Origin of the sequence: Halalkalibacter alkaliphilus (assembly GCF_023555415.1) — a bacterium.
In the GTDB taxonomy this organism is placed as follows: Bacteria; Bacillota; Bacilli; order Bacillales; family Bacillaceae_D; genus Halalkalibacter; species Halalkalibacter alkaliphilus.
In genome coordinates, this window is sequence record NZ_JAKRYL010000007.1 from 118,374 (window position 1) to 141,853 (window position 23,480).

At 36.3% G+C, this 23,480-nt stretch carries 25 protein-coding genes; 9 read left to right on the plus strand and 16 right to left on the minus strand.

Annotation, left to right across the window (positions count from 1 at the left end):
• Nucleotides 1-90: 90 nt before the first annotated feature.
• The gene (locus tag MF646_RS08750) at nt 91-1,326 is read right to left on the minus strand and encodes an MFS transporter (protein ID WP_250096109.1); all 1,236 of its coding nucleotides are present in this window, start codon (nt 1,324-1,326) and stop codon (nt 91-93) included.
• 116 nt (nt 1,327-1,442) lie between these two features.
• Between MF646_RS08750 and MF646_RS08755 the strand changes: the two genes are divergently transcribed.
• Entirely contained in the window at nt 1,443-1,793 is a 351-nt protein-coding gene (locus tag MF646_RS08755; protein ID WP_250096110.1) for a hypothetical protein, read from the plus strand.
• A gap of 152 nt (nt 1,794-1,945) precedes the next feature.
• The gene (gene ispG, locus MF646_RS08760) at nt 1,946-3,040 is read left to right on the plus strand and encodes a flavodoxin-dependent (E)-4-hydroxy-3-methylbut-2-enyl-diphosphate synthase (RefSeq protein WP_250096184.1); all 1,095 of its coding nucleotides are present in this window, start codon (nt 1,946-1,948) and stop codon (nt 3,038-3,040) included.
• 57 nt (nt 3,041-3,097) lie between these two features.
• On the opposite strand, the gene MF646_RS08765 is transcribed toward ispG, so the two are convergent.
• Entirely contained in the window at nt 3,098-3,559 is a 462-nt protein-coding gene (locus tag MF646_RS08765) for a DUF4190 domain-containing protein (protein WP_250096111.1), read from the minus strand.
• A 161-nt stretch (nt 3,560-3,720) separates the two neighbouring features.
• Between MF646_RS08765 and MF646_RS08770 the strand changes: the two genes are divergently transcribed.
• Entirely contained in the window at nt 3,721-4,296 is a 576-nt protein-coding gene (locus MF646_RS08770; RefSeq protein ID WP_250096112.1) for a hypothetical protein, read from the plus strand.
• Nucleotides 4,297-4,327: 31 nt separating this feature from the next.
• Here MF646_RS08770 and MF646_RS08775 read toward each other — a convergent pair whose 3' ends face one another.
• From MF646_RS08775 to MF646_RS08795, 5 genes are all read right to left on the minus strand, one after another.
• On the minus strand, nt 4,328-4,546 hold the full coding sequence (locus MF646_RS08775) for a DUF1540 domain-containing protein (RefSeq protein ID WP_250096113.1): 219 nt from the start codon (nt 4,544-4,546) through the stop codon (nt 4,328-4,330).
• Between the two features lie 164 nt (nt 4,547-4,710).
• On the minus strand, nt 4,711-5,124 hold the full coding sequence (locus tag MF646_RS08780) for a Fur family transcriptional regulator (protein WP_250096114.1): 414 nt from the start codon (nt 5,122-5,124) through the stop codon (nt 4,711-4,713).
• A gap of 18 nt (nt 5,125-5,142) precedes the next feature.
• On the minus strand, nt 5,143-5,970 hold the full coding sequence (locus MF646_RS08785; protein WP_250096115.1) for a metal ABC transporter permease: 828 nt from the start codon (nt 5,968-5,970) through the stop codon (nt 5,143-5,145).
• Between the two features lie 27 nt (nt 5,971-5,997).
• A complete protein-coding gene (locus MF646_RS08790; RefSeq protein WP_250096116.1) occupies nt 5,998-6,861 on the minus strand; it encodes a metal ABC transporter permease in 864 nt (287 codons plus the stop codon).
• Nucleotides 6,862-6,864: 3 nt separating this feature from the next.
• Nucleotides 6,865-7,635: a metal ABC transporter ATP-binding protein gene (locus MF646_RS08795; RefSeq protein ID WP_250096117.1), complete on the minus strand. Its 771-nt coding sequence runs from the start codon at nt 7,633-7,635 to the stop codon at nt 6,865-6,867.
• Between the two features lie 150 nt (nt 7,636-7,785).
• On the opposite strand from MF646_RS08795, the gene ppx reads away from it, so the two are divergent.
• Both ppx and MF646_RS08805 read left to right on the plus strand, forming a co-directional pair.
• Nucleotides 7,786-9,345, plus strand: coding sequence for an exopolyphosphatase (gene ppx / locus MF646_RS08800; protein ID WP_250096118.1), 1,560 nt, complete (start codon nt 7,786-7,788; stop codon nt 9,343-9,345).
• Nucleotides 9,346-9,406: 61 nt separating this feature from the next.
• Nucleotides 9,407-11,527 (plus strand): RNA degradosome polyphosphate kinase, encoded by a 2,121-nt coding sequence (locus MF646_RS08805; RefSeq protein WP_250096119.1) that lies wholly within the window; start codon nt 9,407-9,409, stop codon nt 11,525-11,527.
• Between the two features lie 214 nt (nt 11,528-11,741).
• Here MF646_RS08805 and MF646_RS08810 read toward each other — a convergent pair whose 3' ends face one another.
• The 3 genes from MF646_RS08810 to MF646_RS08820 all read right to left on the minus strand — a co-directional run bounded on the left by MF646_RS08810 (nt 11,742) and on the right by MF646_RS08820 (nt 14,853).
• Nucleotides 11,742-12,608 carry a metal ABC transporter permease gene (locus MF646_RS08810; RefSeq protein ID WP_250096120.1) on the minus strand — a complete coding sequence of 289 codons (867 nt, stop codon included), beginning with the start codon at nt 12,606-12,608 and terminating at the stop codon, nt 11,742-11,744.
• Nucleotides 12,608-13,360 carry a metal ABC transporter ATP-binding protein gene (locus MF646_RS08815; protein ID WP_250096121.1) on the minus strand — a complete coding sequence of 251 codons (753 nt, stop codon included), beginning with the start codon at nt 13,358-13,360 and terminating at the stop codon, nt 12,608-12,610. Before MF646_RS08815 ends, MF646_RS08810 begins: the two co-directional genes overlap by 1 nt.
• Nucleotides 13,361-13,725: 365 nt before the next feature.
• The gene (locus MF646_RS08820; RefSeq protein ID WP_250096122.1) at nt 13,726-14,853 is read right to left on the minus strand and encodes a two-component system sensor histidine kinase NtrB; all 1,128 of its coding nucleotides are present in this window, start codon (nt 14,851-14,853) and stop codon (nt 13,726-13,728) included.
• 178 nt (nt 14,854-15,031) lie between these two features.
• Here MF646_RS08820 and MF646_RS08825 point away from each other — a divergent pair, with 178 nt between their 5' ends.
• Nucleotides 15,032-15,295, plus strand: coding sequence for a DUF2624 domain-containing protein (locus MF646_RS08825; protein WP_250096123.1), 264 nt, complete (start codon nt 15,032-15,034; stop codon nt 15,293-15,295).
• Between the two features lie 151 nt (nt 15,296-15,446).
• On the opposite strand, the gene MF646_RS08830 is transcribed toward MF646_RS08825, so the two are convergent.
• Nucleotides 15,447-16,340 carry a deoxyribonuclease IV gene (locus MF646_RS08830; RefSeq protein ID WP_250096124.1) on the minus strand — a complete coding sequence of 298 codons (894 nt, stop codon included), beginning with the start codon at nt 16,338-16,340 and terminating at the stop codon, nt 15,447-15,449.
• 19 nt (nt 16,341-16,359) lie between these two features.
• Nucleotides 16,360-17,706: a DEAD/DEAH box helicase gene (locus MF646_RS08835; protein ID WP_250096125.1), complete on the minus strand. Its 1,347-nt coding sequence runs from the start codon at nt 17,704-17,706 to the stop codon at nt 16,360-16,362.
• Between the two features lie 248 nt (nt 17,707-17,954).
• Between MF646_RS08835 and vrrA the strand changes: the two genes are divergently transcribed.
• From vrrA to MF646_RS08850, 3 genes are all read left to right on the plus strand, one after another.
• Nucleotides 17,955-18,566 (plus strand): VrrA/YqfQ family protein, encoded by a 612-nt coding sequence (vrrA, locus tag MF646_RS08840; RefSeq protein ID WP_250096126.1) that lies wholly within the window; start codon nt 17,955-17,957, stop codon nt 18,564-18,566.
• Nucleotides 18,567-18,701: 135 nt separating this feature from the next.
• Nucleotides 18,702-19,196: a CarD family transcriptional regulator gene (locus tag MF646_RS08845; protein WP_250096127.1), complete on the plus strand. Its 495-nt coding sequence runs from the start codon at nt 18,702-18,704 to the stop codon at nt 19,194-19,196.
• A 178-nt stretch (nt 19,197-19,374) separates the two neighbouring features.
• Nucleotides 19,375-20,319, plus strand: coding sequence for a 4-hydroxy-3-methylbut-2-enyl diphosphate reductase (locus MF646_RS08850; protein ID WP_250096128.1), 945 nt, complete (start codon nt 19,375-19,377; stop codon nt 20,317-20,319).
• A gap of 85 nt (nt 20,320-20,404) precedes the next feature.
• On the opposite strand, the gene MF646_RS08855 is transcribed toward MF646_RS08850, so the two are convergent.
• The 4 genes from MF646_RS08855 to MF646_RS08870 all read right to left on the minus strand — a co-directional run bounded on the left by MF646_RS08855 (nt 20,405) and on the right by MF646_RS08870 (nt 23,404).
• Nucleotides 20,405-21,526, minus strand: coding sequence for a Nif3-like dinuclear metal center hexameric protein (locus tag MF646_RS08855; RefSeq protein WP_250096129.1), 1,122 nt, complete (start codon nt 21,524-21,526; stop codon nt 20,405-20,407).
• Nucleotides 21,523-22,233: a tRNA (adenine(22)-N(1))-methyltransferase gene (locus MF646_RS08860; protein WP_250096130.1), complete on the minus strand. Its 711-nt coding sequence runs from the start codon at nt 22,231-22,233 to the stop codon at nt 21,523-21,525. Before MF646_RS08860 ends, MF646_RS08855 begins: the two co-directional genes overlap by 4 nt.
• 118 nt (nt 22,234-22,351) lie before the next feature.
• The gene (locus tag MF646_RS08865) at nt 22,352-22,729 is read right to left on the minus strand and encodes a c-type cytochrome (protein WP_250096131.1); all 378 of its coding nucleotides are present in this window, start codon (nt 22,727-22,729) and stop codon (nt 22,352-22,354) included.
• Between the two features lie 144 nt (nt 22,730-22,873).
• A complete protein-coding gene (locus MF646_RS08870; RefSeq protein WP_250096132.1) occupies nt 22,874-23,404 on the minus strand; it encodes a hypothetical protein in 531 nt (176 codons plus the stop codon).
• Between the last annotated feature and the right edge of the window lie 76 nt (nt 23,405-23,480).

The following is a 23,480-nucleotide window of genomic DNA, read 5'->3' on the forward strand; positions in this document are numbered from 1 at the left end:
TAAGTCGGCCTCGTGAATTGACGAGAGCCCTACTAAATAAGAAACACGTTTTCCACTATAATAAAAAGGTACCATAGTACTATTTTTCTTCTAGATACGTGAATAATCCGTGACAAGACATTCCTTTCCCACAGGGAAGCACTTCCAACTAAACAACAAAATAACAACATTAAAAGTGACAAAAAACAATGCCGTAAACATCATTTGTTCAACATTACTTATCCAAAAACCAAAGCAGAGCGGCCCAAGAGCAACTCCTAAAAAACGTAGCATTGAGTAAAAAGAAAATACAGTCCCTCTTTCCTTTTCTGACACAATGGAGGCCAGAGCGGCATTTGCTGCTGGAAGTACAATACCGAACCCAATTGCATAAATAGTCATTGAAATAACAAACCAATGTATTAATGATTGTATAATCATCATAACAGAACCAAATGTCATAGTTAATCCTCCGTAAATAAAGGCTCGCTTGTAATTATTCTCATTCCCTCTTAATATTCGCGCTGTTACGTAGGAGAGAATAGTTAACATCAGTAGTGGAAAAGCAAGTAAAACTCCATTTAAAAAGGATGAAAAATCAGCACTGATTTCGAGTAAATACGAAAAGTAAAATAAATAACCAAATAAAAGGAACATCCCAATCAATCCAAATGCGAAAATCGGGGTCAGCCATCTCCAATGATTAATAAACAGTGCTTTTAATCTCTGCCATTTTTTGAAGTTTTTTTCCTTCGCTTTTAAAGGCGCTTTCTTTAAACGGATGAAAATAACAATCCCTACAAAAGCAAAAAGAGATATTGCTAAATAGAATACAAAACTATAGTACCAAGAAAAAGCTAAAATAACTCCCCCCACGATCGGACTAATAACCTTACCTGCCCCATTAAATACTTCAACGGTTCCCAAGGCACGAACTCTTTGTTCTCCTTCAAAAAGATCTGTGATAAATGCCATTGCTAAAGGGGTCAAACTACCTGCTCCAATCCCTTGCAAAACTCGTCCAAACATCATGAGTTCGAAAGCTCCAGCTGCGTTACCCATTATTCCAGCAAAAGCACTAATCATACAACCAATTATAATGAGCGGGAGGGCAACAAGAGCAATTCTTTTCCTGCCATAACGATCAGATAAAATACCTCCCAGTGGAACAAGAAGGGCCGCTGGAATTGAAAAGCTCGTTAAAAGCCAGCCACCTTCGACTGTCGTTAAACCCATATCTAATTGCATCACGGGGAGTAAAGGAATAAACATAGAATTACCAATAGCCATTATAAAAGGGAGAAGTCCTATGAAAAAAAGAATATAAGACGGCCGAGCATCCTCCATTGTATTCACTCCTTTCAAACATATTCATTTTGAAAATTTTTCCTCCAAATTGTCATAAACAACCTTAAACTACATATACTTTTATATGAAATGGCAATTAAAGGAGGACAAGCTCAATGAAACGCATTGGAACTTTTTTCATCATCCTCGTTATTTTATACAGCACTTATTATGATCTAACTATTGGAACTTTACCCAATGGACTTTCACATACTGCTACTCCTTCGCAAATAGAAGAATTTGATGAAACAGAAATTCAAGAAACTATGGCAGAAGAGTTGGAACCATTTAAAGAAATGATCGTTGAACCTGGTCATACTGTCTTATCAATTGTAGAGCACCTTCATGAAGGTCCTCTTTCAGCCACCATCCAAGAAATTGTTCATGATTTTGAGACGTTAAATGGAGGTTTAAAACCAGAGGAAATTCAAATAGGAAAAAAATACTTGTTCCCTATTTATTACTAAATGAACAACAATATAATAATTCAGATAAGATCGTCTTCACTTTATCCTTGCCAAACAATTACGGTCATTGATAAAATGAAGGCGATTGTCTTATATGAGACTAGGTGAAGAGTAACTCTTCGAAATAAAGGAGCGATTGGTCAATGACCGAAATAATACATCGTACAAAAACACGCCCCGTGAAGGTAGGCAATTTGACTATCGGAGGCAATAATGAAGTTATCGTCCAAAGTATGACAACGACAAAAACACATGACGTAGAAGCAACAGTTGCTGAAATCAAGCGACTTGAAGAAGCAGGATGTCAAATTGTTCGTGTAGCTTGTCCTGATATGCGAGCAGCAGAAGCTATTGCGGATATAAAGGCACAAATTAACATACCTCTTGTTGTTGATATTCACTTCGATTATAAACTTGCCCTAAAAGCAATTGAGGGCGGAGCCGATAAAATTCGAATTAATCCAGGTAATATTGGAAAACGCCACAAAGTGGAAGCCGTTGTAAAAGCTGCAAAAGAAAAAGGCATTCCTATTCGTATTGGAGTAAATGCTGGTTCCCTTGAAAAGCGTATCCTTGATAAATATGGATATCCAACAGCAGATGGCATGGTAGAAAGTGCCCTTCACCACATTCAAATCCTTGAGGAACTTGATTTTCATGACATTATTGTGTCCATGAAAGCATCGGATGTTAACTTAGCGATTGAAGCATATGAAAAGGCCGCGAAAGCTTTTGATTATCCGCTTCATTTGGGTATTACAGAGTCTGGTACGTTATTTGCTGGGACAATTAAAAGTGCAGCTGGTTTAGGGGCTATACTGAATATGGGAATTGGCAATACTGTACGTATTTCATTAAGTGCAGATCCTGTTGAAGAAGTAAAAGTAGCTCGTGAACTGTTAAAATCTTTTGGCCTTGCAGCTAATGCAGCAACACTTATTTCATGTCCAACTTGCGGTCGAATTGAAATTGATTTAATAAGCATTGCTAACGAGGTTGAAGAGTATATTGCAAGCATTAAAGCACCAATAAAAGTTGCCGTTCTTGGCTGTGCTGTTAATGGTCCAGGTGAAGCACGTGAAGCTGATATCGGTATAGCTGGTGCGCGTGGCGAAGGGCTGCTTTTCATGAAAGGTGAAATCGTTAGAAAAGTCCCTGAAGAAACAATGGTTGAAGAGTTAAAAATTGAAATTGATAAAATTGCCGAAGAACATTTTAAAAAGCAGCGTGAATTAGAAAAAGCATAAGCAATAAGCTTATGCTTTTTCTCTATTTGTTCCCCGTTCTCCCATTATCTAACTATGTTAGAAAAATGGGGAGAAAAAGACTGTCATGAGAATCGAAACGGCACCAATACCAATCGCCCAGTTACCAAGCGTTGTGGAGCCATAACGACGCGAAACAAAACCTATTACAATACCAGCTGCCCCAAGCAATACTGGCAAGAAAAATAATGACAAAATGGAAAGTACAATCGCAAAGGTTCCGACACCACGACCTGCAGTAGCGTCATCTACGTTTGCATCAGCTGTTTCATCCCTTTCTGCCATACCATTCACAGTTGCATATTCTGCAGCCGTTTCCTCTTGGAAATTTGTAACGAAAGGTTCATCCTTTTCTTCTTCACTTAATGAAAGGTCACGGGAATCCTCTCTCCCGTTTTCATAACGTCCTCCTTCAACATGATTATTAACCAATGTTAAAGAACGATCGTCTTCATCAACTAACCTTATTGGTTCATCATTCGGATTTTCTCGGTCTGCCATACGAATCCCTCACTTTCTTTTTTTCGGGGAACAGTCATAGTATGACGCAGACAAAAAGAATTATCGGTGTAAATCTTTTCATGCAGAGGAAACTCACTAGACCAACCGCTAAGTTTCGTGTAAGGTAAAGAATACAAGGATTTTTGATGAGGTGACGAAAAATGATAAAGAAAAGAATGGGATTGGATATAGACGGTACGGTCACTGATCCAAATACATTTATCCCGTATTTAAACAAACATTTCAAGAAATCGTTAACGTTAGATGATTTAACCGAATATGACTTAACATCCGTTCTTGATATATCAGAGAAACAATTTTGGGATTGGATGGGTAAACATGAAGCTCTCATATATAAAGAGGCAGAATTAGCTGCACATGCAGAATTAACACTACATGAATGGACAAAACATCATGATCTTATTTATATAACAGCAAGAAGATCTCACTTAGCTGAAATCACACAACATTGGTTTCTGACAAAATCTGTTCCTTTTGATCACATTGAACTAGTTGGAAAACATGATAAGCTTGATGCTGTTCGAGAACATCAGTTAGATATCTTTTTTGAAGACAAACACGATAATGCGGTCGCAATTGCGGAGGAATTCAAAATACCTGTTATTTTAATGGACACACCTTATAACCGACTACCTTCTCCTAAAAATGTTATTAGAGCAAATAACTGGGTAGAAGCAAAAGATTGGGTCGACAATTGGTTAAAGGAAACAACGTAAAAAGGACTGGCAAAACAGCCAGTCCTACTCGTTACTCTTTTGGACGGAAGGTATGACAACATGTTTCTTTTATGGTATGAGCAGCATCCTCGTGTTCAGCTTTCTCATAAGGCTCTTCTCCTGCCTCCATCGTATAGTCACGATTTGCATGTGAGTCTATTTCAACAAGAATCGATTCAGCTTGGCATTTATTGCCTTCTCCCCAAAAAGAACAGTTTGCTACATTACATTTCACAATTGGCTTTGCCATAGTATCATCCCCTCCTACCATCTAGGATTGAACAAGACCTATAATTCATGTATTTCAAAAAATGGCACTTAATTATTTTAATAATGTTCCCCTAAAAGAAAAAGTGCAAAATCCCCCTAAACAAACAACACTTTGCTTGAATAGGACTACTTTTGCACCATTAGTTACTGTATACAATTTTCACATTTACCATAAATTTCGAACTTATGTCCCGTAACTTGAAAATCTGGAAATTGTTGATTAATTGTATCCATAGGACAACTCTCAATATGTTTTGTTTTTCCACATTCTAAACAGATTAAATGATGATGATGATTTGAAATTGAACAACTAAAGCGGAAACGCTTCTCCCCTTCAAGTTCCGTCTCTTCTAATATATTAAGTTCTGCAAATAATGATAAATTTCGGTAAATCGTATCAAAGCTCATCCCAGGATAATTACTTTGTAGACGTTCTAGTACATCCTTGGCAGATAAATACCTTTTTTGATCTGCAAAAAAATGTAACATTTCTTCTCTTTTCCCAGTATGTTTGTATCCTTTATCTTTTAAGAGCGCCATCGCCTCTTCTACGTTCAAGATAAGCCCTCCATTCATTTATCGTTTAATGCTTTTTAGTAATAAAACAACAAGTAATACCATTATGCTAGTTAAGACAATCATTCCACCTGTTGCAATATTAAATTGGTAAGAAAAATATAATCCTAATATAATTGAAACTTGTGCAAAAATAATACTAAATAAAATTAGTTGCTTGAAACTTTTGGAAATTTGAACACTTGCCGCAACAGGAATAACAACAAGAGCTCCGACGAGTAAAATTCCTACCACTTTCATTGACATTGAAATAACCAAAGCAATTAATAGCGCAAAAACAAAATTGATGAATTTCATTGAAATACCTGAAACCTGCGCATACTCTTGATCAAATGAGCTCAATATAAATTCCTTATAAAATAAGAAAATGATGAATAAAACAAAAATAGCAGTAAATATAATAAATTGTACATCACTAACCGTTACACTTACAATACTTCCAAATAAATAAGTATACCACTCATTATATCCTGTCCGAGCAAGACTTATAAAAATCGCACTCATCCCAATACCTGTCGACAAAATAATCGGGACAGCCAATTCTTGAAAATGACGATACATATCTCTTAATCGTTCAGTAATTAATGCACCAATAAGTGCAAAGACAACTCCCATATACATTGGATTAATGTTTTGAAAGAGAGGCCCGATTGTACCTAGAAAAACCCCTGCAGAAATACCCGTTAGAGTAATATGAGAAATCGACTCCGTTACGACTGATATTCTGCGTACAAGTAAAAAAGCCCCGACAATTGGAGCAATAATACCAATAACTACCCCAGCCACAACTCCTCTTTCAATAAACGTAAGATTTGATAAGAATTCCATCGATTTAGAGCCCCTATTCTTATTTTTTTAGCTCGTTTTTTTCGCGGCAATTCCTCGAACTATACTTAGACCATATTCTACCGCAATGACAATAAGTAATATTAAAACTGAAATCATAACAATCATTCCACCAGGTGCCAAATCTAAATAAAAAGAAGATATTAAACCTGTCACTACCGCTATTTCCCCAAAGAAAATTGAATATAAAAACATCTGCTTAAACCCTTTCGCCAACCTCATAGCTGCTGCTACAGGTAAAGTCATTAGTGCAGAAACAAGCAGAATACCAACTATTCTCATAGAAGCTGCAATGACAAGTGCAACCATGACGATGAATATAAAATTAACCAATTTACGATTAATCCCTGAGACTTTCGCTTGCTCTTCATCAAACGACAAGAAAAATAGCTCCTTATAAAAAAGAATTAAAACAACTAATACAACAACCGTAATAATACAAATAGTCCACAAATCAGAGCGACTAACGGCTATGACACTACCAAATAAATAATTAAATAAATCATTATTAAATCCATCAGCCATTGAAATGAATACAACCCCAAGCCCAATTCCACCAGATAAAATAATAGGAATAGCAATCTCTTTGTAAAATTTATAAGCACTTCGAAGTTGTTCAATTAGTATCGAACCACCAACAGAAAAAACCAATCCCAAATATAAAGGATTGAGTCCTTGAAAGAACACTACATGTTTAGCAAGAAGTAAGCTAGCCGCAATTCCTGATAATGTAATATGAGACAAAGCATCTGCAATTAAAGCAAGTCGGCGTACAACTAAAAAAACACCTAATAATGGCGCAAGCAGTCCAATAAGCAATCCAGAGTAAAAAGCATTTTGCAAAAACTCATAACGAAAAAAGGCTTCTAACATCTTTTAATGCCCCCCATGATTATGGGTAACTAAATGAACATCATGACCATAAAATGACGATAAATCTTGGTTTCCCTCGAAATCTGCTGTATTTCCGTGGAAATGAAGTGTCTTATTTAGACAAGCTACATCAGTAACATGATCTGTCATTACACCTATATCGTGAGTCACAAGGATAAGGGTAATCTTTTTTTCCTTATTCAGTTGATCAAGCATATCGTAGAACTGTCTAACGCTAGCTGAATCCACTCCAACTGTTGGTTCATCAAGGATGAGTAATTCTGGCTCACTTACAAGTGCACGAGCGATAAAAACTCGTTGTTGCTGTCCACCAGATAACTCGCCAATATTCTTATGCATATATTTTGTCATTCCAACTTGTTCAATTACATCGCGAACGAGCTGCTTATGTTTACGGTTTAAAAAGCGCAATAAGCCAACTTTTCCGTATAATCCCATAGAAACAACTTCAAACACTGTAGCAGGAAAGCCTGAATTAAAACTATTTGCTTTTTGCGAAACAAATCCAATTCGTTCCCACTTTTTAAATTTCGAAACACGTTCTCCAAACAATTTAATTTCTCCAGATTGAAGGGGGATTAGCCCTAAAATCAATTTAATTAACGTTGATTTCCCTGAGCCATTTGGTCCAACTAAGCCCAGAAATGAACCTTTTTTTATTTGTAGAGATACATTTTCCAATACATTTTGATTACCATACTGAAAGGAGATATTCTTTATCTGTATAGCATCATTTGTTTCAGGTATATTCACCAGTACTCTCCCCTTTTTATAAGAACAATTACGATTTGTTATCTGTCCTTACCTATTATAAAGGTTATTTTCAATCTGTCTACCTTTAGGCGCTAGTAACAAATTTTGTTATAATCAACATACTTACCAACGACAAAGAGGTGGAAATGCATGATTGAAAAACAAGTAGCGATTATCGACATGGGGTCTAACTCGATTCGCTTAGTGATTAATAAAATTGACAGCAATGGATACTATAATGAATTGCATAACTTTAAAACAGTTGCTAGACTAAGTGCTCATATTAAAGATGATGGAAATTTATCTGAAGTCGGTATAAACACTGTTTTAGACACACTAAAACGGTTTAAAGATGTCATTCTTTTTCATCAAGTTCGTCAAATCACAGTTATCGCAACCGCAGCTATGCGAAAAGCGAAAAATCGCGACAAAATTGTAAAGCTAGTGAAAGAAACGATTGGATTTGAAATTCGCATACTCTCGGAATATGAAGAAGCGTTTTACGGCTATTTAGCAGTTGTTAATTCAACAAATATAGAAAATGGCTTTACTGTGGATATCGGTGGCGGTAGTACGGAAATAACTTTATTTGAAAATCGTGAATTAAAGCATTATCATAGCTTTCCTTTTGGAGCAATCACGTTATACCAACAATTTTTTAATGATGACCAAGATGAACCTGAAACAATCGCTCTACTTACTGAGTATATTAAAAAGCAGTTACATACTCTTCCTTGGTTTAAGGAAAAGAAAGATTACCCTGTTATCGGTATTGGAGGTAGTGCTAGAAATCTTGCTCTCATTCACCAACGTAAAGAGAGTTATCCATTAGCAGGTCTTCATCAATATGAAATTCCAAAGCAGGAGTTACTTGATATTAATACAACGTTGCAGCATTCAACTGTTGAAGAACGTCTTGATTTAGAAGGTTTATCGAAAGATCGAGTTGATATTATCGTTCCAGCTTCTACGGTAATTACTCAGATTGTAAAATATGTGAACGCGAATACATTCGTTATGAGTCGAAAGGGCCTTCGTGACGGTGTGTTTTATGAGGAACTGTTAAAATCAATGGACACAACCCGATTTCCAAATGTAGTTGAAGAAAGTTTATATCAACTTACAAATAATTATGAATTGAACGTTGAACATGTAAATCATATATCACTGCTTGCTAACCAGTTATACTCAAAGATTCGTGAATATTGCCCTGTGGAACACAACCCAAGTAATGCGGTCACTTTATTGAACCATAGTGCCAGGTTACTTTATATTGGAGAATATATAAATAATGAAGCTAGCAGTCAAAATACCTTTTACCTTTTAACAAATATGACCATTGAAGGATTGTCGCATAGAGATCGTTTGGCCATTGCATTGATCTCTTCTTACAAATCAAAATCACAAATGCAACAATACGCAAAGAGCTTTAACAAACTTACTAATAAACAAGAACTTAAATACTATGAATTTTTAGGTTCTATTTTAAAATTAGCTTACTCATTAGATCGAACACGAAGAAAAGTGATTACATCTATTGGACAAGTAAACCAAAATGAAGACGAGCTTTCCATTATTCTTTACCACCAAGCTGATGCCTTTTTTGAAGACGCACAAGCAACGAAACATAAAAAACATTTAGAACGTGTTATTAAATACACAATTGAATTTAGATACATGCCTGCAGAAGTTCTGAAATTAGAATCTTAACATAGAATTTACAATCAGCTGTTAAAATGAAATGTAGAATTTAACAGAGAGGTTGAGTCCCATGCAAAAGGATAAGTTAATTCAAAAACACATTGACCTTAATAACCCAACCTTTTACAACAACCGTGAGTTAAGCTGGCTTGCTTTTAATGAGCGAGTTTTAGAAGAGGCCATTGATGAACGTAATCCTCTTCTTGAAAGGCTGAAATTCTTAGCGATTTTCAGTTCCAATTTAGATGAATTTTTTATGGTTCGTGTTGCTGGATTAAAAGACCAAGTAAAGGCTGGTTTTAACCGTCCTGAGAACAAAGCTGGACTAACTCCAAAACAACAATTAAAGCATATTTCTGACAAAAATCATTTACTTGTTCAATTACAAGATACGGTATATACAGAAACAATCATTCCTTTGCTCTTTCATGGAGGGTTTCAGTTTGTTTCGATTCAAGATTGCGATGAGGAACAACTCACTTATTTAGAAGAACGTTTTCAAAATTATATTTTTCCTGTTTTAACTCCGATGGCGATAGACGCCTACCGACCATTCCCTATGCTATTAAATAAAAGCTTAAATTTAGCTGTTATTTTACGGCGACTGGGAAGCGACGAGAATGAAAAAGATCAGTTAGCCATCGTCCAAGTTCCTTCCGTATTAACAAGATTTATTAAATTACCTAAGTCGAAAGAACAAAAAGATCAATTTATTTTACTTGAAGAAGTTATCAGTCACTTTATTAGTGCGTTATTTAATGGGTTTGCCGTTAAGTCTGTCTCTCCTTTTCGCATTACAAGGAATGCTGATATGACGATTCATGAAGAAGCATCTCGCGACCTGTTAAGTGAAATTGAGAAGGAACTAAAAAAGCGTAAATGGGGGGCTGCTGTTCGATTAGAAATGCAAGAAGGGCAAATGAATCAGAACGTTCTCAACTTATTGTTAGATGTCCTTGAACTACATCAAGATGATGTCTATTCATATAAAGGACCTCTAGATTTAAGCTTTTTATTTAAACTGTACGGACAGCTTGCAAAAGAAAACGAACATTTAGCCAATGAAACTTTAATCCCTCAGCCACCAGAAGATTTAATTGGGGAAAATGATATTTTTCAAGCGATTTTAAAACGTGACATCATCTTACATCACCCATACGAATCCTTCCAGCCTGTGATAGACTTTGTTACACGTGCAGCTAAGGACCCTTCAGTACTTGCAATTAAGCAAACATTATACCGTGTAAGCGGTGATTCACCGATCATTCACGCATTAGCGCTTGCGGCAGAGAATGGGAAACAGGTCACCGTACTTGTCGAATTAAAAGCTCGTTTTGATGAAGAGAACAATATTCAATGGGCTAAAAAGTTGGAGAAGTCAGGTGTTCATGTCATTTACGGGATAACTTCTTTAAAGACTCATAGTAAGATTACTTTGGTTGTTCGACACCAAGACGATTACATCCAACGTTTTGTTCATTTAGGTACAGGTAATTATAATGATTCTACAGCTATGCTATATACGGATCTTGGTTTTTTTACTTCACGTGAAAAATACGGAGAGGATGCAACGAATTTCTTTAATTATTTAAGTGGTTATAGCGAAAAACCCAAATGGAACTATCTGTCAACGGCCCCGTTTGAAATTAGAGAAAAATTTCTTCATTTGATAGATGAAGAAATGAAAAATCATAGAAAATATGGAAACGGTAAGATTATTGCAAAAATGAACTCTTTGTCAGATAAACCAATTATTTTAAAGCTGTATGAAGCCTCTCAAGCAGGAGTTCAAATTGACTTAATTGTTAGAGGTATATGTTGTTTACGACCAGGAATTAAAGACGTTAGTGAGAACATACGAGTATTCAGTATTGTTGACCGTTTTTTAGAGCATAGTCGGATTTTTTATTTTAATAGTAATGGATTTGAGAAAATATTTTTATCTTCCGCCGATTGGATGACTAGAAATATGGAAAAAAGAATAGAAATCTTATTTCCAATTGTTAGTCCGAGTAATAAAGAACGTGTGAAAGAGATATTAACCATCACACTTCAAGATAATACAAAAGCACGTCAACAAAACGCAGACGGGAGCTACAAATATATTCACCGCACAACAGATGAACAACCAATCCAAAGTCAGCTTACATTCCACGAACTAGCTTCACGCTTTACAGCTATCGATGAGTAAGATTAGATAAAAACAAAAGAACCGGCACAATATGCCGATTCTTTTGTCTATTTATTATGGTGCTGTCTCAAAGTCCGGAATAGAGGTGGCAATGGCTCCGTTCGCTATGCGCCGTGAGTGTGTAAACCACTCCTCTCATGGCTTTTTAAAGATGTAGCGACTCCGCTCATTGCTTCGGGGATGCCCCAAAAGGACTGCTTTTGGGCATCCCCTTTTATGCTCTCTGCACTTTTTTAGCACGCCATTTTCTTGTAATAACTCCTTGTTTTGGCGAGAAGAAAAAAGCTAAACCAAATAATACGGAAGCAACTAAAACTATAGAGGCACCAGATGCTACATCATAAATTACTGAATAATACATCCCTCCTATTGCAGCTATCACACCAAACAAAGCCGATAAACCAAGCATAACCGGCAAGCGGTCAGTTAATAAATAGGCTGTAGCTCCTGGTGTGATAAGCATAGCAACAACTAAAACTATTCCAACCGTCTTGAGTGACGCTACTGTTACAAGTGATAATAGGAGCATCAACAAGTAATGAACGAGTTGAACAGGTACTCCCGTTGCTTTAGCCATTACGGGATCAAATGTACTTAACAACAGTGGTCGATAAAAAATAATAATCATTAATAACACAAAAGCGCCAATCCCTACAGTGACCATAAGATCTGATCTAGAAACCGCAAGTACATTCCCAAAGAGTATATGCCATAAGTCAACACCTGTTCCACGCAGCCCAGTAATTAACACAATTCCTAGTGCAAAAGCGGCGGTAAACATAATCCCAATAGCAGAATCATCTTTTATTCGACTATTTTGAGATACATATCCAATTGCAAGAGCAGTAAGTACACCAGTAATCGTAGCTCCAATAAAGAAGCTAGCTCCAATCATATAGGCAATGACAACTCCAGGTAAAACAGCATGCGATATGGCATCCCCCATAAGAGCCATCCCACGTAAAATAATAAAACACCCGATCACACCACAAATGATACCAACTAAAATTGCAGCAATTAAAGCCTGTTGCAAGTAAGAATACCGCATAACTTGGTCAATGAACATTGTAATGTTACTCATTACTCACTCACCACCATTATATTTTCATCGTTTCCAAACAAAGTAATGCTCCCCTTATAGGTTTTGGATAAAATATCTGGTTTATAGACGTTTTTCACTTCCCCATATTCAACCAGCTCTTTATTAATTAACAATAATTCATCAAAGTATTGTTCAACTTTACTTAAATCATGATGTACAACAAAAACCGTTTTCCCTTCATTTCTAATTTCTCTAAGTAGATTAATAATAATTTCTTCCGAAGTTACATCAATTCCAACGAAAGGTTCATCTAAAAAGAATAAATCAGCATGTTGAGCAAGTGCACGCGCAATGAAAACTCTCTGTTGCTGTCCTCCAGAAAGTTCGCCAATTTGACGCTTTCGGTATTCTAGCATTCCCACTTTTTCAAGTGACTCAATCACAATTTCTAGATCTTTTTTTCCTGCTTTTTTATACCACGGAATATGCGTAAACCGTCCCATCATGACTACATCTTCCACTAAAACAGGGAAATCCCAATCAATTTGATTGCGCTGAGGAACATAAGATATTTGCTTTCTAACATCATTTACTTTCTCTCCTAAGACCGTTACTTTCCCTTGTGCTTTTTCTAAACCTAAAATAGCTTTTATTAACGTCGATTTACCTGCACCATTGGGACCGACAATCCCAATTAGTCTTCCTTTTTCTGCTTGAAAGCTAATATCTTTAACTGCTTGATTATTTTCATAAAAAACAGACAATGATTCAACTTCTATAACTTTTTTCACCAGCTTTTCCTCCAATCAAGATGGTTTTCATTGTTGCCATAACGCAACTTTTTCGAGAAAAAACTCCCTTGTTCGTTTATGGACAATTGAACTTATACAACGAAGAAGTCCCTTAAGCCCATTTATAATTATTATCACAACATCTTATGGGTAATTTATAAAAAGGTGCAAAATTAGGACAGGGCAGAAAAGTTTCCCTAAGTAAACTTTTACTTGTAATAAGTATAATCGTTATTTACAAAGTTGTAAATGTTGTAACCTTATTTCTTTCTCTAAAAACACTTCATGCGCCTATAAAGGTCATCAAATGTATTCATTTATATCAAAAAAAACCTGACCTATTAATATAGGTGTCAGGCTTTTTCTCAGTTACCTAATGGCAAGGAAACAATTACATTTGTACCAATACTATACGTACTATCTACTTTAAAATTACCACCATGATCTTCAATGATCTTCTTGCATAACGGGATTCCTATCCCTGTTCCTCTTTCTTTTGTTGTAAAGAAGGGCTTCCCTAATTGATTTAAAACAGATTCAGGCATCCCTTTGCCATTGTCCTTCACTTGAATAATATAATTTTCCTCTTGTACACTCGTTTTAATAGTGAGGACTCGATTTGAATTTGACTCCCCAAAAGCTTCTACTGAGTTTCGCAATAGATTAAGCATAACTTGTTTCACCATTGATTCATTCACATATATTTGCTTTTGAGTTTCTGCTAGGTCAAGGTTAAATTCTACATCATGGAGAAGACATTCCGCTTTCATAATCTCGATCAAGGAATTCATGATCTGAACAGGCGATTGCCACCTACGCTCCATCTTTTTTCGCGAGACTGAAAGAAAATCTTCAAGAATTCCATTCATTCGGTTCATCTCTGACATAATCGTATCATAGTACTTTTGATGATCATTGGTTAATTGAGCCAATTGCAAAAAACCTTTAATAACTGATAAAGGATTACGTAATTCATGCGCGACTCCTGCAGCAATATGCGAGACTGCTTCCATCTGGTGGTGAAAAGTAAGTAAATTTTCAAACTGCCTTTGAAGAGAACGATCTTCATAAACAAGATAGACCATTCCATCTTCCTCAAATGGGATTACTCTAAGACGGTATAACATTTCATCTTCTTCAAAATCATCTACTTGTTTACTCTTAGTTATCAATGCTTTTTGAACAAGTTCTAAGCTGAATAAAATAAAAGAATTATCTATACTTAGATGCTCCAAAGTACAAACACGTAATTGTGCTTCACTAATGTTTGTCACTTCTAAAAAAGCTTGATTCCACTTTAATATATGTAAATTTTGATCTACTTTTAAGTAAGGAATACCTAATTCTTCAATGAGAAAATGTTGTTCGATCATTTTTTCCTCCGTAAATGTCGATGAATGAGCTGATGAGAGTTGACTTGTTACCGAAGAATTCATTGACATTGAGTTATTCCTATTTGGGGCTATTTGTTCGTCTAGGTGCTTATTTTCCATAAGGCCCCACCCCCTCTTCTTGTAGCAATTATTGACATAATTATACATTTGCTAGAAATTTATTGGTTCCTATCAATCCTTTATTCGATAAGTCTGCCAAAATTTCCTTTTTTTCTGCACATTTTCTTCAAGTAACTCATACACTGTCATTATGTTACTTGATCAAAGGGGTGCTTTTATGAATGGAATCATGCAACAAATTGTTAACAATAGGGTTAATTCATTAACAGTTAATGAATTATTAAGCTTAGCTAGTCAGTACAACATTACCCTTACTAGACAGCAAGCAGAAAAAGTCATTTCCATTTTAAGATCAGAGCATATTGATGTTGCCAATCAAGCTCAAGTCCAAAGAATAATTCATCGTCTACAAACAGAAGTAGACCCTTATGTCTCTTCAGTTGTGCAACAATTGCTTCAGCAATTTAGTCAATACCTTTAATTCAAACATGAAAAATAGTCATTATTTTACCTTTTCCTGTTTACACATAAACTACAAAACAAAAAAAGCAGAGGTTATACTGAGGGGTACTAAAAAAAGACGTTTTTCCCTTTTTACGTGCCCTCTGAAATCCCTTCTGCTTTTTTTGTTATTACAGTACGATCTTTGATCTTACGTCCTCATCAAATTCTCCTGAACGGATCATTTCAATCTCGTGTTTATAAGGTGCTTTTTTGTTCTTTTTATCTTCGCCTACGAATGGCGTTTCAAGAATTTTTGGTACTTCACTTAATTGAGGATGATGGACAATGTAATGTAATGCTTTAAAACCAATATGACCAAACCCTATATTTTCGTGGCGGTCTTTTGCTGCACCTCGCTCATTTTTACTATCATTAATATGAAGAACTTTTAAACGGGCAAGTCCTATAATACGATCGAAAGAATCAAGTACTCCATCAAAATCAGACACAATGTCATAGCCTGCATCATGAGTATGGCATGTATCAAAACAAACAGACAAACGTTCATTATGTGTAACACCATCAATGATAGATGCAAGCTCTTCAAACGTTCGACCGCATTCCGATCCTTTTCCAGCCATTGTCTCTAGTGCAATTTGTACATCACGCTTTTCTTCAAACACTTCGTTTAGCCCTTCAATGATCTTTTGAATGCCAGCTTCAGTTCCAGCCCCAACATGCGCCCCAGGATGCAAAACGATTTGCTTCGAACCAAGAGCTTCTGTGCGTTCAATTTCAGAACGCAAAAAGCGTACTCCTAGTTCAAATGTTTCGGGCTTGGTAGTGTTAGCAATATTAATAATATATGGGGCATGAACAACAATATCTGTCATCCCATTTTCTTTCATATGAAATAATCCTGCCTCAATATTTAATTCTTCAATAGCTTTGCGCCTTGTATTTTGTGGTGCCCCTGTATAAATCATAAATGTGTTTGATCCGTAAGAGGCTGCTTCTTCACTTGCCCCAAGTAACATCTTTTTTCCACTCATTGAAACATGAGAACCGAGTTTAACCGTCATAATTTCCTCTCTCCTACACTTACTTTTTCTTTTTAATTCTTCTTTGTCTCTGTTCTTCTTTTGCTTGCTTAAAGCGAGCTTTTTTCTTATAACCAGGCTTTACGCTTTTAGGTTTTGCTACTGCTTTCCCGCCTGTACGTTTTTGCTCTTTCGGTTTTATTACAGTTGTTTCAGTTGAACGAGCTGTCTTTTTCTTTCCAGGTACGCCGAGTGGCGGGCGGTCAAGTTGTGTCCAATTTCCTTGTTTAAAATCATAATACGTAAATGTAATGCCACGCTTTAAAAGCTTCTCAATTGCCTGCTGATCATGATCCTCATAAATCGTGAATGCAATTCCATCTAATCCAGCTCTAGCTGTCCGTCCGACACGATGAACATAAAAATCTAGATCCTTCGGGATATTATAATTAATAATATGAGTAACACCTTTCACATCAATTCCACGTGCAGCCAAATCGGTAGCTACAAGATACTGTACTTTTACATCTTTAACTTGTTTCATTACTTGCTTACGTTGTCTAGGTTGCAAACCGCCATGAAGACGTTCAACATTTAAACCGGCTGCTAACATTGCATCAGCAACTTCATCAGCTTGCTCCTTTGTATTTGTAAATACAATTGCTAAATATGGGTTAATGGCTTTGGCAATATCTACAACAAATGTAATCTTCTCACGATGTCTAAGCGGGATAATTCGGTGTTCGATTTTCGACGCAGTTACATGCTTAGGCTCCACTTGAACATGACGTGGTTCTGTCATATATTTTTTTAAGAATGGTTGGAGTTTTTCTGGAATTGTTGCGGAAAATACCATCATTTGCAACTTTTCTGCCATTCTTGAAGCAACTTTATCTACATCTGCAATAAAACCCATGTCAAGCATTTGATCCGCTTCATCTACTACAAGCATGGCTGCTGTATATACTTGAAGAGCCTGATCATCGATTAAATCTCCTATCCGTCCAGCCGTTCCTACAACAACATGCGGTTGTACTTTCAAACTCTCTATTGCGCGTGAACGATCGGTTCCTCCAACTAATAACTTTGCCTGAATTTGCTCATCTTCTGGACAAAAATCAAGAAGTTTCTTCAATTCATCAAATAACTGACCTGCAAGTTCTCGAGTTGGTGCCGTAATAACAGCTTGTACTTCATTAATCGCAGGATTAATCTTATCTAGAATTGGTAACAAAAATGAAAGAGTTTTCCCTGTTCCAGTTTGAGATTGCCCAATAACATCTCTCCCGTTTTTGATTGCTGGTATTAAACGTTCTTGAATTTCTGTCGGCAATGTGAATCCTTGGTCACTTAACGCCTCAATTAAAAAGGGCTTAAGTTCAAATCGCTTAAAATTTTCTGATTTCATTTACATTTCAACTTCCTTCCGATGCCATTTGTGCAATACTTCATTTTATCATACATTGTTAGAACTTACTATTTAGTTAATCTTTAAGCTCGTTCTTTCACTTGTTAATACGCGCATCATTCTCACCGCACAACAAACACTTGCATATAGTTGTTATAAGAGTTTATGTATCCTTATTTCTACTTTCCCCAAAATTAGAAGACGGTACACTTATAAAATCTGTTGATACTAGGAAAGGAGACTTAACCATGCAACCATTTTTCGGTCCCCCGTTTGGATCAATGCCTATGCAAGCCCCAATGCAAGGAATGTCACATACAGCTAATATGTTCTCTCATGGCGTCCCTTCTCATGCTGCAAATGCATTTGGCGGAGCAGGCAGTCACATATTTAGAGGAGGAGGGGGGTTACTTTCTAGAATATTCGGAGGATTAGGTGGAGCACAAGGAGTAGCTGGAAATCCTATGATGGGTGGATTTTCAACAGCTGGTGGAGGGGGAATGAATTTCTCTACATTGCTAACTAATGCTCAGAAAGTTTTAGGATTAACTCATCAGGTTTTTCCGATGATTCAACAGTACGGTCCACTTATTCGAAACGCACCAACTATCTGGAAAATTATGATGAGCAATAATTCAGAAGAAGAAAGCCCTATTGATGACAGTTCCGTAAATGCATCAGTAGATGAAGAGAGTACGAAGATTAACATTGAAGAGCCGGATGATTCATCTGCTTTGTCTAGTACCTCTTTTGACCACTCTCAAACAAACGAAACCGGCTCATCATTACACCCTACTAGATCTACTGCTTATAAACCAGAAAATATTAAGGGAATTCCTGGTCCAAAATTGTATATTTAACCAAAGTAGTGAAAGACTAAAGATATAAATATTTATGTCATTTTTTTATTGACAAGAATCGCACAATGATAGTAAAATTTACTTTTATATTTTTTTGTGTTACACTAAGGTTACTACTCGATTGGAGGAATGCCCATGTTTAAAGTTGGTGACCACGTTGTCTATCCTTATCACGGAGCAGGAACAATTCAAGATATTGAAGAAAAGGATGTATTAGGAGAAACTCACTCTTATTTTATTCTTAACTTTCCGCTCGTCGATGTGAAGCTTATGCTTCCAGAAAGCAAGATAAACGATTCTGGTTTGCGAAAAGTGATAGACCAATCAGAGTTAGATTCACTTGTAGATGCCCTGCAGAACGGACCTGAGATCCCGCCTTCTACAAGTCATTTTTCTCGTGAAACCGAAAATCTCTTAAAGAGCGGAAGTATTATTGACGCTGCTCATCTTATTTCATCTCTTTCAAGAAAGCAAACAGAAAGGGCAAACGGCCTCCACATTCAAGACCGTAATCATTTACAAAAAGCTCGGCAAATGATTGCTAGTGAACTTGTACTAGTCAATGATATGACTGAAGAGCAAGCTTATGAATTCATTGACGATGCACTTATTGAGTTAAAAGAAGCGTAAGCATTGTCACTTGAGGGAAACTACATTATACTATATAGCAGGAAAACTAAGGCTGTCTCCTATGTTTTGTCTCACTTCTTGTGAGGCAAAATAACTCTGAGACAGCCTGATCTTGTTTTCATTCATTTTTAATTAGCTACTACTCATCATAGATGAGTCTTATTATAGGAGGCCTTTCATGAATGTAAAGAAAATTTCTCCAAGAGGATATTGTTATGGTGTAGTTGATGCGATGGTGCTTGCAAGACAAGCAGCAGCGAACTTGGACTTGCCTAGACCTATTTATATTTTGGGCATGATCGTTCATAACAAACATGTTACAGATGCATTTGAAGAAGATGGGATTATTTCATTAGACGGACCAAACCGTGTCGAAATATTAAAGCAGGTAGAATATGGTACAGTCATCTTTACCGCTCATGGTGTATCGCCGGAAGTTCGTAAACTTGCAAAACAAAAAGGACTAACAGTTGTTGACGCGACATGTCCTGATGTAACTCGTACTCACGATTTAATACGAGAACAAGTAGCACAAGGTTATGAAATCATTTATGTTGGTAAAAAAGGACACCCTGAACCTGAAGGTGCGATTGGTGTCGCACCTGATTCAGTACACCTTGTAGAATCTATCCAAGACGTGCAGAATTTAGAGATTGCAACGGATAAGATTATTATCACGAATCAAACGACGATGAGTCAGTGGGATGTTAGTGACATTATGAAAAAAGCAATGGAAGCTTATCCAAGCGCTGAAGTTCATAATGAAATTTGTTTAGCTACACAAGTACGACAAGAAGCTGTTGCAGAACAAGCAAAAGAATGTGATCTTGTGATTGTTGTTGGAGATCCTAAAAGCAATAATTCAAATCGTCTAGCACAAGTGTCAGAACAAATTGCTGGAACAAAGGCTTATCGTATTGGCGATATAACTGAGCTTCAACAAGAATGGTTTCAAGGGGTTCAAACCGTTGGTGTTACCTCAGGTGCTTCGACACCAACACCAATAACAAAAGAAGTAATTGCCTTTTTAGAGCAATATGATCCAAAAGAAGGTGCTAGTTGGAACCCTGAACGGAAGGTGTCTCTACAAAAAATATTACCGAAAGTCAAGGCAAAAAGCTAAACAGACGAAAAGGGGATGTCTCAAAGGTGTTTTTGACCTTTTGAGACACCCCCTCTTTTAATTCATCTTTCTTTTAAGGAGAATTTTACAGAAATTGAAATGGATCCGTATTTGGTTCAGAGATAATCACTTTAGTGTCATACTTTGATTTTTCAAGGAAATCATCAAAATAATTCTTCACACCGCTTTTCATGATCTTTTCAACATTATGTCCCGGATCTACAATATGTAAGCCATCCATCATCGCGTCATGGGCAACATGATAATATACATCACCAGTTACAAATACGTCAGCACCTTTAAAAATAGCTTCTTTCATATATTTGTTTCCATCACCACCAAGAACAGCAACTTTTTGAATACTTGCTGTTAAATCACCGACTACTCTGACACCTTTCACACCAAAAGCTTTTTTCACATGTTCAGCAAATTCGGCTAATGTCATGTTTGACTCAAGTAAGCCTATTCGTCCGAGGCCTAGTACCTCTCCTTTATTTTCTAACGGATAAATGTCATAAGCTGGTTCTTCATATGGATGGGCTCTTATTAATGCTTTAACAACTTTAGATTGAAGATGTGCAGGTATAATAGATTCCACTTTTACCTCATCAACAACTTCAACCCTTCCCTTTTCACCTATAAAAGGATTGGTTCCTTCTTCGGGTTGAAACATTCCTTGTCCTTTGCTGTTAAATGTGCAGTGACTATAGTTTCCTATATGCCCAGCACCAGCGTTCCCTATAGCTTCTCGTACTTGCAAAGCATGAGTCTCAGGGACAAATACAACAACTTTTTTTAATGCTGTAGTAATGGTAGGAGAAAGCACTTCTGTATTTGTCAAACCAATCGCTTCAGCCATCATATCATTTACTCCGCCCTTAGCAACATCTAAATTTGTATGCGCTGCATAAATAGCTATGTCATGTTTAATAGCTTTTGCTACAATTCTTCCGTGCGGGGTATCTAAGTCTACTTTTTTTAATGGTCTAAATAACAAAGGATGATGAGCAATAATGAGATCGACCTCTTTGTCAATTGCTTCATCTATAATATCCTCTAAAACATCTAAAGCAATCATCACTTTTTTTATCTCTTTGTTTAAAGTACCGACCATTAACCCATTTTTATCACCTTCAACAGCTAACGACTTAGGAGACCATGATTCAAAGTGCTGAATGAGAGCTTGACCATTAATATATTTTGTCATTTACGTAAAACCTCCTCAACCATGTTAATTTGATTAAGTAAATTCTTTCTTTTTTCCTCAACTTGCTCATTTGCATTGGCTTTTTCAAACTGAGCTAATATTCTCTTCCAATTATCAACTTCATACTGCCACTTTTTCTTGAAGGCATGATTTACTTCTTGCATTAAAAATGGACCAAGCAAAAGTTTCTGTTCTTTTTGATCTTCATATAATGATTCATCATTTCCTCGCTTCGCAACTAGAACTTCATAGATCTTTTCGTCTTCTTCAAGAATTTCTTCTGAAACTAGCACCCATTCATTATGCAAAAGCCATTTTCTGATAATATCAGCTGATACATTAGGCTGCAAAATCAAAGTTTCTACTCCTTCTAGTTTATCCTTTCCCTCATTTAGAATGGTAGTAATAAGTCCTCCACCCATTCCAGCTATCGTAATCGTATTAACTTCGCCACAATGAATAACCTCAAGACCATTCCCTTTTCTCACATCTATTCTTTCGGTTAAACCTGATCTTTCCACTTGCTTTCTAGCTGATTGGTATGGCCCTTCATTTACTTCCCCAGCAATAGCTGTAAGTTCTATATCCTTAATACATAAATAACATGGCAAGTAAGCATGATCTGAGCCAATATCTGCTACCTTTGCTCCCTTTGGTACATACTTTGCCACTCGCACTAGCCTTTCGGACAATTGCTTTTCATTCATTTATATCACCTATTATGCATCATTTTAATTTTACTTTATCTATGTACTTTACCCAATTTAATCCATTTCTAATATATAGAGAAAAGACGAGAGTTACAAGAGTACTCTCGTCTTCATATTATTCGGATTCTGCTAATAAATATTGAGCAATTGCATCAGCTTCCACATCATTTAAGTTTGTGATAGCCGGCATGCTGCCATAACCAGCTGTAATGATATCAGCAATTTCTTCCACTGAATATTTTCCGTCAAGCGCATTAATTGCTGGACCTGATGCTCCACCCAGGTCTCCACCATGACAGCCAATACATGATTGTTGAGCAAGTTCTTGACCAGCTGTAACAGGATCTTCAAATTCTGTTACTTCTTCAGCCTCTTCTGTATCATCAGCGTTCATTTGTGCGCGCTGATCAAGTCCAACAAATGAAAGTGCTACCATAAGCAAAATACCAACAATAGCAGTGATCGCAAATGGTAATAGTGGTCTTCCTTTCATTATCATATCCTCCTTTAAATAGTATCGGATCACACATATCGTCAAACAACTATGTAGACGCTTTTAAAGATTCCCTTCTCATTCTACTTGATATTGTCCATAAAGAAAAGGGATCTTTTCAGTTTTGCTTTTTTTGTCACTCTTTTATCTAAACAAGAAAAAGAACGATAACAAAAAGCCTGCAACTCCCGCTATTGTAAAGATTCGTAACGAATAACGCCACCCTACTAAAAGCCAAACAAGACAATGAAAAATTGAAAGATGTATAATAGTTGTATTTCCAACAGTACCCATTACTATTTCTACAGTTAACAAATAAAAAATAATCGCTGTAATCATGTAGTAATAAGAAGAAACGATTGAATTGGTTGATTTACTAGCAACCAATAGGATGGCAGCTGTAAATGGAACAACAATTGCTATTTGCATTGCTATTGAAAAATCGGTAAAATAAATGACAAGAATTGTTAATAAAAACAGAAGATGTACCATTAAGAGAGTTAATAGTATATATCTTTTAAAAAACATAGATTGCTTCTTAATATTTTCTTTTAACTCATGATCACCTTCTGTATAGAGAGTAAGCAAGAAATCGCAATACTGCTCAGGAAGTAACTTTGTTGATTTCCAATGCTGAATTTCGTTAATTATGATTCTTTTTCTATTCTCGTCCATCTTTATTCTTATCCCCCTGCTAGCCAATGCAATGATCGAACCAGAGGCAAGCCAAAAGGCCTGATTCAATTATCAA